The sequence below is a fragment of the Paenibacillus sp. J2L1-98 genome, assembly GCF_056269405.1.
In genome coordinates, this window is record NZ_JBWDNW010000002.1 from 636,736 (window position 1) to 649,284 (window position 12,549).

Sequence of the window (12,549 nt, forward strand, 5' to 3'; positions counted from 1 at the left end):
CTTACGTAAGCCTGCGCATTGTTTGCTTGAATACCGCTCGCTGCAGCTTCTTGCCTAGACGCAGACTACTCTTTAGTTCATCCGTCAATTCCTTCGTCAACTTACGGCTGGACAGCTTACCATTATTAGCATATAAATCATTTACATTTTGTTCGGTAGTCATCAATCTGAGCCGCAAAAAAACACGAAATGCTTGAGCATATACAGCTCCGTCCGACTCGGACATGTTCCCGGCCTTCACAAGCATTTTGATTCTCTCTAATGTTGATGTTTCCCGGATACCCACCTGAACGGATAAGAGCCTAATCGAATTAACCATCGGTATATAGGCGCCGTATTTAATATCCAGGCTGCCCGAATCCTGGCCGTACTGCTCCTTTAATAATTGGCCAAAAAAGCCCAACAGCACTTTATGGCGCAACGTGTTATCCAGCATGCGCTGCAGAATGATCTGATGGTTCAGCATATCGGTAAAAAATAAATCCTTAAGCTCATCGACCAGCCTTTGCTCGCCATATACACATCGTCCATCCGCAATGATAAGCAAGTATCTAACGGCTTCCCACGCAGGCTCCTCAAACCAATGATTCAGCTTATTGCCCCACTCCGATAAAGACAAGCACCATTCCGGATTGCTGCTCATCACATCCCCCTCGCAAGGCGGATAGCCCACCTTCCGAAGATTCAGAACAATTAAATCGCATAGCTCTTTAAAATATTGTTTTACTTCCGTTGAATCAGTTACTGGATCCTGATAGACAACTCCGCTGTCTTGATCGCTTGACAAAGTCTGCTCTTTCCGACCGCCGCTACCGAACAATATATACGCGTAAGGCACGGGGGGAGAACCCTTCCCCAACCGTGCCATTTCCGCTTCTGCGAGGATAATTGAGCGTTGAATAACCGCATCATGCACCTCATTAAGTTGTACATTAAATTGTTCGACCGGACGCGTTGGGAGAAGAGCTTCCATCTGCTCGTGTACCTGATCCCGCAAGCTACGCAGCCCTTCTACATGATCGGCTGAGCCAATCTGCTTAAGCAGCTGCAATCGCACCGGATCACTCATGCGACGCCCTCTCCCTTCGGTCAGTCCATCATGATCAATCCATTACCCGTGAATGTTTCCTGTTTTTTTCATTTGCTCAGGATAACCATAAGCGCCATGCTCACTAAGGTCAAGACCGATAATTTCTTGCTCTTCCGTAACACGGAAGCCCATGATAAGTTTCATAATGCCAAGGATAAGGAACGATGCTGCAAGTACGAATGCGCCTACGACTACAACGGATTCGAATTGCACCCAAAGCTGCTTCCAGCTGCCCGTATCGATCAAACCGCCTTGACCAACGTTAACTTTCTCAGCAAGCGCTTGTGTTGCGAAAATTCCGTTAGCAAGCGTACCCCATACACCAGCTGCGCCGTGAACGGACAAAGCGTAGATCGGATCGTCGACTTTAATTTTCTCGAAGAACTTCACGCTGTAGAATACCAGCACACCAGCTACAAGGCCGATTACTACCGCAGCCCAAGGAGCAACGTATGCGCAAGATGCCGTGATGGCAACAAGACCTGCAAGCGTACCGTTAAGCATAGATGTAATATCTGCCTTGCCTGTAACCGCCCAAGAAATAAGAAGTGCTGCCACGCCGCCTGCGCCTGCGCCGAGCATCGTGTTAAACGCAACATATCCGAAGAAACCGTCGCCGATAGCTACTGTGCTACCCGCGTTGAAACCGAACCAGCCAACCCATAGAAGCAGGACAGAAAGTGCTGTGAACACTTGGTTATGGCCTAGAATTTCGTTTGCTGAGCCGTCTTTGTTAAATTTACCGATACGCGGTTTTAGTAGAACCGTTGCTGCGAAAGCTGCAAGCGCACCTGTTAAGTGAACGACTGTAGAACCTGCAAAGTCTTGCGCTCCGTCTTCAGCCAGCCAGCCGCCGCCCCAGATCCAGTGAGCAACTACCGGGTAAATAATTGCGATGAAGAAAACGGTAAATACGATATAAGATGAAAGCTTCGCTCTTTCTGCGAAACCGCCCCATGCGATGGATAGCGATACTGCTGCAAATGCCAATTGGAACAAGAAGAATACAGTGCTTGGATAGCTGTCGCCTTCTACTGCAGCAACTGCCGGATCGAAGAAGAAGTTACCCCAGCCGAACAATGCATTTACTCCGCTATCGCCGCCGAATGCGATACCGTAACCAAATGCCCAATAAATAAGTGCAGCCAAGCCCGTTGTGAAAATCGTTTTACCTGCAACGTGGCCAGCGTTTTTCATGCGAGTAGAACCTGTTTCAAGCAGGATGAATCCGCCTTGCATAAGTAGAACTAGAATGAACGAGAGCATAACCCAGAGCGAGTTTAGACCCATGTTCAACGTTGCGGCGGAAGGATCCTCTGCAAACGCCATTACTGGAAACAATAAGGTAAAGATTCCCAAAGCCAACATCGTTTTCTTAATCAATACGACCACTCCCTAAGTGTTATGTTTCCTTACATGAGAGGAAAGACTTAATGTCATTATAGTCAGTAGTGCTCAGTTTGACAATACGTTTTATCTAATTTTATAAAAAAAATCAAACATTCGGCACGAAATCTGACACGAACGTTAAGTTTTTAAACAAATCAACCCCAAAACCCCCCATCTTTCCCATTCATCCTTCGCATTTTCACTTTTTGTAGGCATTGACTCCTACTTGTGGAATTCATGATAGTTCCCTCGAACGACTGCATGTCTGTATTAAATTAAATTTAACATTATATATAGAAGAAACAAAATAAAACTTTCTCATATTTATAAGAATGGAAAGATCTAGCGGCATGGTCATGTAACACGTTTGACTGTACAGTTACTTTCCTATTATCATTAAGAGTATAGTAGTTAAACCACCTTTGATCTATGGTTACGCAGTACTGCTTTTCAAAGTGAAATATAGGGTATGACGACATTTCACTTTCTTATATTGAACGAATGGAGGATATAAATATGTATCGGATCGGAGAACTGTCCAAGCTGGCGCGAATCAGCCCGCGAACAATTGATTATTACACCTCAATCGGTCTAATAGAACCTGCTGAGCGTTCAGCCAAAAACTATCGCCTCTACGCTGATGAAACCTTGCAGCGTCTAGAGCGTATTGAACAGATGAAAAAAGATAAATATACTTTAGATGAGATAAAAGCAACCATTGAAAGCTGGAGCAAAATCACACCTGAGGAGCAAGTCTCGCGCAAGCTAACCGACCTGCAGCATCATCTAAGCCAACTGGAGCGTGAAGTGAAGGAGCTGGAGCCCGTAATCAAGAAGCTCAAGCCCCGCCAGGCTAATCACCTCTACACGCGTCTTATGCCGCAGACAGCAGCCTGTATCGAGGCGCTGATGCTTCTCATCAACAAAAGCTCCCTCATGTAGCGGTATATTTCATCACTATAATGGAGGAATGACTCAATGACGTTTATTTACATTTTAATCGTACTTGCTTTTATATTAACGATTTGGGCACAATTCCGTGTTAAGGGAACCTTCAAGAAATGGACTCGCGTTCAAGCTAACAGCGGTTTAACCGGCTACCAGGCAGCACGGCGGATGCTCGATTCCAGCGGATTACACGATGTGCCTATCGAACCTGTACGAGGCGTACTCACGGATCATTATGACCCTATTCACCGCGTTGTTCGTCTATCGGAGCCTGTTTATTACGAAAATACAATTTCAGCGGTTTCCGTCGCCTGTCATGAGGTCGGACACGCAATCCAGCATGCACAGCATTACCCGATGCTCGTATTGCGCCACCGCATCTTCCCGATCGTTAATTTCGCCTCTGGCGTTGCCCCATTCCTATTCATCGCCGGTATCCTTTTCTCGGCACTGAATTTGATCGGACTTGGCATTATCTTCTTCTCGGTTGCGGTAGCGTTCCAGATCATCACCCTGCCGGTTGAGTTTAATGCCAGCAACCGAGCAAGAGATATTATGATAGCAGAAGGCTTCATTACGAACGATGAGGAGCGCGGCGTTGCAAAGGTACTTAATGCAGCAGCCTTGACTTATGTAGCGGCAGCCCTCCTTTCCTTGCTTGAGCTTATAAGGTATATACTAATTTTTGTAGGCGGCAGCCGCCAAGAATAACAAAACTTGATACGCAAAAAAGGAGCTGTTTCAAATGGTCTTTATAGACCAGTTGGAACAGCTCCTCTTATATTTATCCTGCCTAGCTACTTATTTCCTTCTTGAAAATAACGGAGCAAAAAACCGTGAAATACTTTTGCAACAAGCGGCAGCTTCTCATTTGAACGCCGTATAAGCCCAATTGTTCTTGTTACTTGAGGCTCGGTTACACGCATCTTTGTAGGATGCAGCGGGCCCGTGTAGTGAAGCGCCATTTCCGGCAGTAAACTTACACCCATCCCTGCAGCCACTAATCCGCGAATCGTATCCGTCTCTTCCCCCTCAAAACCGATCTTCGGTGTAAATCCCGCCTCCTGGCAGGCTTCCCAGACGATCGGCCTTAACGAGTAGCCTTCACTAAACAAAACGAATGTCTCATCCTCAAGCTCCTTCAGCTCAATCGATTCCTTGTCAGATAGACGATGGCCTGGCGGCAATATGGCATACAGCTCCTCTGTGAGCAGCACTTCGCCGCATACAAATTCATGCTCATCGGGAAAAGGAGATATGAATGCCAAATCTATATCACCTTTGATCATGTCACGTATAAGCGACGGGTACATCCCCTGCTTAAATCGAAACTTCACATTCGGATGCAGCTTGCGGAAGGCAGCAACGACCTGAGGAATCAATGAAATCCCTAAACTATGCGGAAAACCGAGTCTGATTTCACCCTTCTCAGGATCCAGAAATTCATGTATTTCAATGACAGCCCGCTCTAAATCAGCCAAGATGACTTCAGCACGCTTCAGAAAAAGCTGGCCGACCGGCGTGAGCTGCAGGTTTCTTCCCTTTTGAACGAATAGCTTGACGCCAAGCTCTTCTTCCAGCTGGTGAATTTGCCTACTGACTGCCGATTGTGCCACATGCAGCTCTTCAGCCGCTTGCGTGACATGTTCTTTTTTTGCTACCTTTACAAAATAATAAAGCTGACGAAGTTCCATACTTGTTCGTTTCTCTCCCGTATATCCATAGTTTTCATTCAAAGCGCTTTATTTCTTTGCGTATTCAAGCGATCGAATACAAAGTAAAGTAGGAAACCAGCCAGAGCACCTCCAACATGGGCCCACAAGTCAACGCTCGGCGCAAGGAAGGAATAAATAACCCCAAAAATTAATATCGTATAAACCGTTTTACGAGAGCCCTCATCTAATCTCGACTTCTTGAACAAGGAAATGTATAAAAACGCACCGTACACGCCGTAAATCGCTCCCGAAGCTCCTACGCCTACGTGAGTGTCGAAGCTTCCTTCGAGAACATTGGTCCATGCACTCATTCCGTTACCCGCGATACCGCAAAGTATATAAAAGAAAGCATATTTGACGCTATTTAGAAGACGCTCAAGCGGCGGTGCGAATATTAGCAAGGCAAACATATTGTAAAGCAAATGCTCAATCCCTGAATGCATGAAAATCGAGGTAACATAACGCCACGGCTCCAGCATGCCATAAGGATCAAGCTTCGGATTGGTAACGAATGCGCCATACTGAATCGCATGCAGCCCTTCATTCGGATTACCGTTAATGACAATGACGATAAAATAAATAATATTTAGAGCTATCACAGCAGCCGTAACCGGATAGAGCTTTAAATAAGAGCGAAAGCTCTCATACCGCAAGAAAATCATTAAATCATCACCTTTCCTCTCCAACAATTGGACAAGGCCGTTTCATAACGATTATAATAAACCTGGTATTGACCATTCAAATTAGAGGAGGAATTTTTACAAATGACACAAGAACGTAATGGAGTCGCCACTTTCAAAGGCAATCCGATCACATTAGTTGGACCAGAATTGAAGGCGGGAGACCAGGCTCCTGATTTCAACCTTAACAAATCGCTCGTAGAAAATGTTTCTCTCAAGGACTACTCCGGTAAAATCAAATTAATCAGCGTTGTACCTTCCATCGATACAGGCGTTTGCGATGCGCAAACTCGCCGTTTTAATGAAGTTGCAGGCTCACTGGGCGATAATGTTGTTGTCCTCACAGTCAGCGTTGACCTTCCATTCGCACAAGCCCGCTGGTGCGGCGCGGCTGGCATCGACAAAGTCGTTTTGCTATCTGACTACAAAGCACATAGCTTCGGCGAATCTTACGGCGCATACATTAAAGAGCTTGGTCTTGATCAACGCTCGATCTTCGTTATCGATGCTAATGACACGATTCAATACGTTGAATACTTGACTGAAATGACTGAGCACCCGAACTATGAGCAAGCGATCAACGCTGTCAAAGCGCTCGTTTAATCCGCATCCTATAGAGCTTATTTTTCAAATATTGCAAACAAAGCGAGTGAAGGATATCCTTCCTCGCTTTGTTTATGTATTAACTGTTAACTTTAAATGCAGCAAGCTTCTTATCAAGTGTACGGTATAAATCCAGGATGACTCTGTAATTAGAACCAAGATCCCCTAACGATCCACGGGACGCTGAATAAATATCGACAGCCGATTGCAGCGGATTTACACTAATGACGGAAACGGTAATGTCCATCGTTCTTCCAAATGCCGTGCGTTTCTCAAGTACAATCTCACCAACGGATTGCACCTCGTGCAGCACCTTATAGCCTTGCATTTTCTTAAGAGTCGATATCACTTCATCCCAAACCTTATCTTTCGGCAGCTTGTAGAAATGAGATTTGAGCATTGGATCCTTGGCTCTGTCGCCAGTCTGTTCATGACTGCGCAGAAGCCCGATTAAGGCCCGCTTCAACAACAACGATCTCCCCCTCCGGCATCTATGTACATTACTCTATATGATACCATGATTTGTCCAATGAAAAAAGAGCTATCACCGGATTTAACCAGCAAATGCTCTTCATTTGAAAATGAGAACCCGCCTATGCCGTCCGACTCACATGTTTCTGAACCCGCTTACGCAGGTGGGTGACCGCAGAACCGCTTTTGAGATCCCGTTTCGGGGGCATGTCAGCTACGCTTCGATATTGGTCTCCCGTGAAACAGCCATTGGTTCAAAACAGCGTAAAGCCGTAACGAGCATCGCAGGAGGTATTGCTATTATAGACTGAACTTAAGAAAAAGTAAACTTTGATCGGTTGTTATTTAATGGAGTCGTTCGAATCATCCTTAACCAAATCGATACGGTCAAGCTCCGCAGCTTTCTCTGCTTCTTCTTCCTCCGCCAAACGCGCTCTCTCCGCTTGATCCTGCAGCTTCTGGTAAATCAAATGGAAATTCCAGAATGCCAAGTATGCGATGATACTGCCCATAAAGAAAGGAATAAGAAACGTAAACCGCGTGCTGAAAAAGATGACAGCTCCGCTCATTATTGCAGTAGACAGCGAACGGAAAGGTTTGCCGATCGTAATGAGTACAGCGTTTTTCAGTAATTGAAACGTTTTCATATGATAATGGACAAGCATGGAGAAAAAATTAAATAAAGAGACGATTAACAAAACAAGAAAAGCAATGAAGATATATGACAACAAATTCAATTGTTCACGATATACGATAAAATCAACAATCATAATCGCCAGCAGTATCGTATAAATAATACCGCCAAGCATACTTTGTTTATAATTTTCCTTGTAGGCACGAAAAAAAGTTTTGAACAGAGCGACATCGCTCTCACCCATTACCCATTTGCGGGCAACCGCAAACATTGACGCAGTAGCTGGAAACAAGGTAAACGGAGCAACGACAGCCATTGCAATTAACGCGGAATACACCTGACTTTCATCCTGTGATAAAAGCAATCCCCACGCAAAGAATACGAATGGAATAGAGCAGACTATCCATAATACATTGATAACCGATAACCGCATAATCCATTCGGAAATTCGGTAAAATCCACCCATTAACCCTCTTGGTTCCATCTGATCTGCCTCCAGAAAAGTAAGATTGATCCTACCGGACAATAACAAAAAAAGAACCGAGACGTCCGGATGCCCGTTAGGGTCACGGACTTTCTCGGTTTTTTTTGGAAAATACTCAGGTAAAGATTAATTAGTTGTTTACGTAACCATCGGAAGAGCTTTTCGGACGACGGTTTTCAGTGCGTCCTTCGCTGCTTCTTTTGCTGCCGTAGCCGCCGCTGTTACCGCGTGACTCGTAGCCGCCGCGTGAGCTGCCGCCAGTGCCGCCGGAACCGCCAGTGCCGCCGCTGCTGCGTCTGTCATCGCGACCACGGTATCCGCCGCCGCCGCTGCGGTTGCCGCCGTATGATGAGGATGAGCCGCTGCGGTTAAACGGACGTCCATTCGAACGAATGTCCGGTTTACGTTTTTTCGCGCGAAGCGGATCTTCCGGCGTCAATTCGATTTCCACGTTTTTCTTCTCGCCTGTCAGCAATTTGATTGCTGCGGAGAGCAAGTGAACGGAATCATATTGCTCAAGCAATTGAATGGAAATCGCTTTGTATTCCGTGAACTCATCGTTTTGCACAACTTCAAGAAGACGTTCAGCCGTTACGCGTTGCTTACCTTCGATAGCCTCAGCAATGCTTGGAAGCGGCTTGCGGTTCATCTTCTGACGGGTAATTTTCTCGATGAAATGAAGGTGATCAGTTTCACGAGGCGTTACAAACGACCAAGCAGTACCTTCTTTACCTGCGCGGCCTGTACGGCCGATACGGTGAACGTAGCTCTCCGGATCTTGCGGAAGGTCAAAGTTGATAACATGCGTTACGCCGGAAACATCGAGACCGCGTGCAGCAACATCCGTTGCTACCAATACATCGATGCTGCCGTCACGGAATTTGCGCATTACGCTATCCCGTTGATTTTGAGACAAATCGCCGTGCAAGCCATCAGCCGTGTAACCACGCTTCTGAAGCGCTTCGCTAAGCTCATCAACCCGGCGTTTTGTACGGCCGAAGATGATTGCAAGCTCAGGGGATTCCATATCGAGCAAGCGGCTGAGTGCTTCGAACTTCTGGCGCTCGTGCACTTCGATGTATGATTGCTCAATAGATGGAGCTGTGATTTGCTTCGGAATTACCGAAACATGCTCAGGGTTTTTCAGGAATTGCTGTGCAAGCTTCTGAATATTAACCGGCATAGTAGCGGAGAACAGCATCGTGTGACGCTCTTCAGGCACTTGCTTCAAGATCGACTGGATGTCATCCATGAAGCCCATGTCAAGCATTTCATCAGCTTCATCCAAAATGACCGTTTGCACATCATCGAGACGAATTGTCTTACGGTTGATGTGGTCAAGCAAACGACCTGGTGTTCCAATAATAATTTGAGGCTTCTTCTTCAATGCACGGATTTGACGGCCAATTTCTTGTCCTCCGTAAATCGGCAGCGAGCGAAGACCTTTGTATCGAGTTAACTTCCCGATCTCGTCAGCCACTTGAATAGCGAGTTCACGGGTTGGCGTCATTATTAATGCGACAATGCGTTCCTCGCTTGTCGGAATTTTGTTAATGAGCGGAATTCCGAATGCCGCTGTCTTTCCTGTACCCGTTTGTGCTTGGCCAATAAGATCTGTACCTGCCATAGCTATAGGGATCGCTTTGTCTTGAATCGGGGTAGATTCCTCGAATCCAAGTTCGGTAATAGCTTGCAATACTTTCGGTTCTAAGCCAAATTCTGCAAATGTTTTCAAACTTTTCTCAAACTCCTTTTATCTTCAGCCTACTTAAGAATATCCAAATCATTATAGCACACATTCAATCATGAATACCAGTAAACCAATTAAAGCCATACTAAGTGGAACAAAATGAGTAAATACACATGTCAGTTGCATTGGGGCGAATGTATTGAATCCACACTCCCTGCGTTACCTAATAACGATACCAATTATGACAGCAGGTTCCCTGCTCATCGCTTTAGGCTTCAATTTATTTCTCATTCCACACCAGCTGTTAAGCGGTGGCATATCCGGCATTTCCATGGTGATTGGATATGTAACCGGCGGCAATATCGGCTGGCTTTATTTCATCCTTAATTTGCCCGTCTTACTATGGGGATGGTTCGCAGTTGGCCATCGTTTTATAATTTGGAGCATATACACTGTCATATTGTCTACATTGTTCCTGCAGATCATCCCGGTCGCTCAAATTGCCGAAGACATCGTACTCGGCTCTGTGTTCGGAGGTATTTTGGTCGGCTTTGGCAGCGGCTTAACGCTGCGTTACGGAGGTTCGTCAGGCGGATTCGATATTATTGCGTCCATCGTTACACGAAGACGCGATTTGCCGGTGGGAATGATTATTTTCATATTAAATGGCGCCGTAATCGCTTTGCTTGTTATGTTTACCCAAAACTGGGATTCGGCTCTTTACTCGCTCTTGTCCATCTTCTCCGCAGGCAAAGTAGTAGATCTTATCCATGTAAGGCATGTTAAATTAACAGCCTTCATTATCACGACCAAAACCGAGGAGCTGCTTGCAAAGCTGCTCTCGCACCCGCGCGGCATTACGATAATTAAAACGCGTGGCGCATATTCCTTGGCAGATCGAGATATGCTGATGACTGTAAGAACGAAATACGAATTAGCCGAACTAAGCAAAACGATTACCACCATTGACCCTCATGCATTCATTAACATCGTGGAGACGGTGGGCGTCATCGGCGACTTTTCCAAGCCAAAAGAATAAACCATATACGCAAATATGGATTTTACAGAGTGTCCCTATGTTTTTGAAAATGATCCTGATATAATGTTTGTATCCCGTAGCTTTGGTTTCTTGCCATATGATTTCCCCTAAACATTCGATATGAAAGGGTGATGCTCAATGGATATGGAAACGGTCAAATTGTCTCAAATTGTAGAGAAGCTTGCCCCAGAGCTTAGTCCTTTTCTTACTGAACGTGAATTGGACATCAGCATTGTGCTGCGTGACGGTCTTGCGCTACTCGAGCCCGCGGACGCAATGGAAATTGTGCAGCATAGTATTTGCAATCAGCAGAGAGAAGCTTTGTTACAATGACAATGCGGGACACATGAATTCGTTAGACGCCAGTCGAGACAACCTCGACTGGCTTTTTGTTTATTCTCCAGCCCGAATAGCTGCAAATATCCTCTAATCGATTTTCTTTTTTTTCGTTAAGAAAAAATGAGCTTGCACGCAAAAATGCAACATATACTTTCTTATACGTTCAAAAAAGTTGATGACCAAGACCTGTCGTCTGCTTTATAATTTGAACAGAATAGCTTACGGGGAGAGAGCAAAATGGACATCATCATTTCAAGCTTACTGCTGCTGTACAACTTGCTCACTGGAAGCGGAGATCATAGTGCCGCAACGAAACAGCTAGCTGTTGCCTACTTAAACACCGCAGCCGGTCAAACGATCATACAACCAGATTCGCCCGCAAACGGTACCATCGACGCTGGAACCTCAGAAGCAGCAAATGTCAAGAAAGATCCGCAGCCGGATACCCCGCCGATCAAAGGGATTTATGTAACGGCACACAGCGCCGGCGGTGCGCGTATGGAGACGTTGTTAAAGCTGGTTGACAGTACTGAGCTTAACAGTATGGTTATCGATATTAAAGATGACGACGGGTATATTACATACCCTACGACGACACCCGAGCTGCAAAAGGTTGGCGCTTCAAAGAAATATATAAGTGACATTAATGGACTTATGGTAACCCTTAATCAGCACAATATTTATCCGATTGCAAGAATCGTCGTTTTCAAGGATACCGTACTGGCCCGCAAGCAGCCCGAGCTCTCGTTCCTCCACCAGGACGGCACGATCTGGAAAAACGGCCGTGGCGACAGCTTCGTAAATCCTTACCGCAAGGAGGTTTGGGATTATAACATCGCCGTCGCGAAGGAAGCGGCAAAGCTTGGCTTCAAGGAGATCCAATTCGACTATGTGCGTTTTCCCGAAGGCTTCGAGAAAAAAGCAGCCTATCTTACCTATAACAAAACGGAACAAAGCCGCGTCGACGCGGTCGCCGGCTTCGTCAAATACGCCCGCGAGCAGCTTGAGCCGCTTGGCGTGCGCGTTTCGGTCGACATATTCGGATACGCAGCATCTGTGCCTGCAGCCGAAGGGATCGGCCAGGATTTCGTGAAAATATCGAATGATGTTCATGTTATTTCACCCATGGTTTATCCTAGTCACTACAGCACAGGCTGGTTTAAGCAGAAGGATCCGGACCGGAGCCCTTATGAGACTATAAAAGGGGCTATGCTCGACACACATAAGAAACTTGATCCAACCTTGGGCCTTAAACCGATCATTCGGCCTTGGATTCAAGATTTCACAGCAAGCTGGTTAGGCAGCGGTCATTATATGAAGTATGGCAAGGCCGAGGTCGAAGCACAAATTAAAGCGCTTCAAGACACCGGCATTCATGAGTACCTGCTCTGGAATGCGGGCAATAAATACTCCCCTGGCGTGATTTATAAGTAACCTGAACGGCTTTTTTGCAACAGAAAAGTCCAC

The 12,549-nt window shown here is 45.9% G+C and carries 13 protein-coding genes and 1 other RNA gene; 6 read left to right on the forward strand and 8 right to left on the reverse strand.

Going from position 1 to position 12,549, the window contains the following annotated elements; all coding sequences use genetic code 11:
* Nucleotide 1 precedes the first annotated feature (1 nt).
* Entirely contained in the window at nt 2-1,069 is a 1,068-nt protein-coding gene (locus AC0YNZ_RS07815) for a DUF294 nucleotidyltransferase-like domain-containing protein (protein ID WP_475826052.1), read from the reverse strand.
* A 42-nt stretch (nt 1,070-1,111) separates the two neighbouring features.
* On the reverse strand, nt 1,112-2,473 hold the full coding sequence (locus AC0YNZ_RS07820) for an ammonium transporter (protein ID WP_475826053.1): 1,362 nt from the start codon (nt 2,471-2,473) through the stop codon (nt 1,112-1,114).
* Nucleotides 2,474-2,995: 522 nt separating this feature from the next.
* Between AC0YNZ_RS07820 and AC0YNZ_RS07825 the strand changes: the two genes are divergently transcribed.
* Nucleotides 2,996-3,421 (forward strand): MerR family transcriptional regulator, encoded by a 426-nt coding sequence (locus tag AC0YNZ_RS07825; RefSeq protein WP_475826054.1) that lies wholly within the window; start codon nt 2,996-2,998, stop codon nt 3,419-3,421.
* Between the two features lie 36 nt (nt 3,422-3,457).
* Nucleotides 3,458-4,138, forward strand: coding sequence for a zinc metallopeptidase (locus AC0YNZ_RS07830; protein ID WP_110770651.1), 681 nt, complete (start codon nt 3,458-3,460; stop codon nt 4,136-4,138).
* A gap of 86 nt (nt 4,139-4,224) precedes the next feature.
* Here AC0YNZ_RS07830 and gltC read toward each other — a convergent pair whose 3' ends face one another.
* The gene (gene gltC / locus AC0YNZ_RS07835) at nt 4,225-5,121 is read right to left on the reverse strand and encodes a glutamate biosynthesis transcriptional regulator GltC (protein ID WP_110770652.1); all 897 of its coding nucleotides are present in this window, start codon (nt 5,119-5,121) and stop codon (nt 4,225-4,227) included.
* 38 nt (nt 5,122-5,159) lie between these two features.
* On the reverse strand, nt 5,160-5,804 hold the full coding sequence (locus tag AC0YNZ_RS07840; protein ID WP_475826055.1) for a rhomboid family intramembrane serine protease: 645 nt from the start codon (nt 5,802-5,804) through the stop codon (nt 5,160-5,162).
* A gap of 102 nt (nt 5,805-5,906) precedes the next feature.
* Here AC0YNZ_RS07840 and tpx point away from each other — a divergent pair, with 102 nt between their 5' ends.
* Nucleotides 5,907-6,425, forward strand: a complete 519-nt coding sequence (gene tpx / locus AC0YNZ_RS07845) for a thiol peroxidase (protein ID WP_475826056.1) — start codon at nt 5,907-5,909, stop codon at nt 6,423-6,425.
* Nucleotides 6,426-6,504: 79 nt separating this feature from the next.
* Here tpx and AC0YNZ_RS07850 read toward each other — a convergent pair whose 3' ends face one another.
* From AC0YNZ_RS07850 to cshA, 4 genes are all read right to left on the reverse strand, one after another.
* Nucleotides 6,505-6,897: a DUF1499 domain-containing protein gene (locus AC0YNZ_RS07850; RefSeq protein ID WP_475826057.1), complete on the reverse strand. Its 393-nt coding sequence runs from the start codon at nt 6,895-6,897 to the stop codon at nt 6,505-6,507.
* A gap of 110 nt (nt 6,898-7,007) precedes the next feature.
* A non-coding RNA gene (gene ssrS / locus AC0YNZ_RS07855) (6S RNA) lies at nt 7,008-7,190 on the reverse strand.
* A gap of 47 nt (nt 7,191-7,237) precedes the next feature.
* Nucleotides 7,238-8,014, reverse strand: coding sequence for a YesL family protein (locus AC0YNZ_RS07860; RefSeq protein WP_475826058.1), 777 nt, complete (start codon nt 8,012-8,014; stop codon nt 7,238-7,240).
* 130 nt (nt 8,015-8,144) lie between these two features.
* Nucleotides 8,145-9,749: a degradosome RNA helicase CshA gene (cshA, locus tag AC0YNZ_RS07865; protein WP_475826059.1), complete on the reverse strand. Its 1,605-nt coding sequence runs from the start codon at nt 9,747-9,749 to the stop codon at nt 8,145-8,147.
* A 196-nt stretch (nt 9,750-9,945) separates the two neighbouring features.
* Here cshA and AC0YNZ_RS07870 point away from each other — a divergent pair, with 196 nt between their 5' ends.
* The 3 genes from AC0YNZ_RS07870 to AC0YNZ_RS07880 all read left to right on the forward strand — a co-directional run bounded on the left by AC0YNZ_RS07870 (nt 9,946) and on the right by AC0YNZ_RS07880 (nt 12,516).
* A complete protein-coding gene (locus tag AC0YNZ_RS07870) occupies nt 9,946-10,743 on the forward strand; it encodes a YitT family protein (protein WP_475826166.1) in 798 nt (265 codons plus the stop codon).
* Nucleotides 10,744-10,881: 138 nt separating this feature from the next.
* Nucleotides 10,882-11,076, forward strand: coding sequence for a hypothetical protein (locus AC0YNZ_RS07875; RefSeq protein ID WP_056627316.1), 195 nt, complete (start codon nt 10,882-10,884; stop codon nt 11,074-11,076).
* 243 nt (nt 11,077-11,319) lie between these two features.
* Nucleotides 11,320-12,516, forward strand: a complete 1,197-nt coding sequence (locus AC0YNZ_RS07880) for a putative glycoside hydrolase (RefSeq protein WP_475826060.1) — start codon at nt 11,320-11,322, stop codon at nt 12,514-12,516.
* The last annotated feature ends 33 nt before the right edge of the window (nt 12,517-12,549 follow it).

What these genes read in the sequence shown, in the direction of transcription:
- AC0YNZ_RS07815 (WP_475826052.1), bottom strand. Translation starts at nt 1,069, where the DNA reads ATGAGTGATCCGGTGCGATTGCAGCTGCTTAAGCAGATTGGCTCAGCC.
- AC0YNZ_RS07825 (WP_475826054.1), top strand. Translation starts at nt 2,996, where the DNA reads ATGTATCGGATCGGAGAACTGTCCAAGCTGGCGCGAATCAGCCCGCGA.
- AC0YNZ_RS07830 (WP_110770651.1), top strand. Translation starts at nt 3,458, where the DNA reads ATGACGTTTATTTACATTTTAATCGTACTTGCTTTTATATTAACGATT.
- gltC (WP_110770652.1), bottom strand. Translation starts at nt 5,121, where the DNA reads ATGGAACTTCGTCAGCTTTATTATTTTGTAAAGGTAGCAAAAAAAGAA.
- AC0YNZ_RS07840 (WP_475826055.1), bottom strand. Translation starts at nt 5,804, where the DNA reads ATGATTTTCTTGCGGTATGAGAGCTTTCGCTCTTATTTAAAGCTCTAT.
- tpx (WP_475826056.1), top strand. Translation starts at nt 5,907, where the DNA reads ATGACACAAGAACGTAATGGAGTCGCCACTTTCAAAGGCAATCCGATC.
- AC0YNZ_RS07860 (WP_475826058.1), bottom strand. Translation starts at nt 8,014, where the DNA reads ATGGAACCAAGAGGGTTAATGGGTGGATTTTACCGAATTTCCGAATGG.
- AC0YNZ_RS07870 (WP_475826166.1), top strand. Translation starts at nt 9,946, where the DNA reads ATGACAGCAGGTTCCCTGCTCATCGCTTTAGGCTTCAATTTATTTCTC.
- AC0YNZ_RS07875 (WP_056627316.1), top strand. Translation starts at nt 10,882, where the DNA reads ATGGATATGGAAACGGTCAAATTGTCTCAAATTGTAGAGAAGCTTGCC.
- AC0YNZ_RS07880 (WP_475826060.1), top strand. Translation starts at nt 11,320, where the DNA reads ATGGACATCATCATTTCAAGCTTACTGCTGCTGTACAACTTGCTCACT.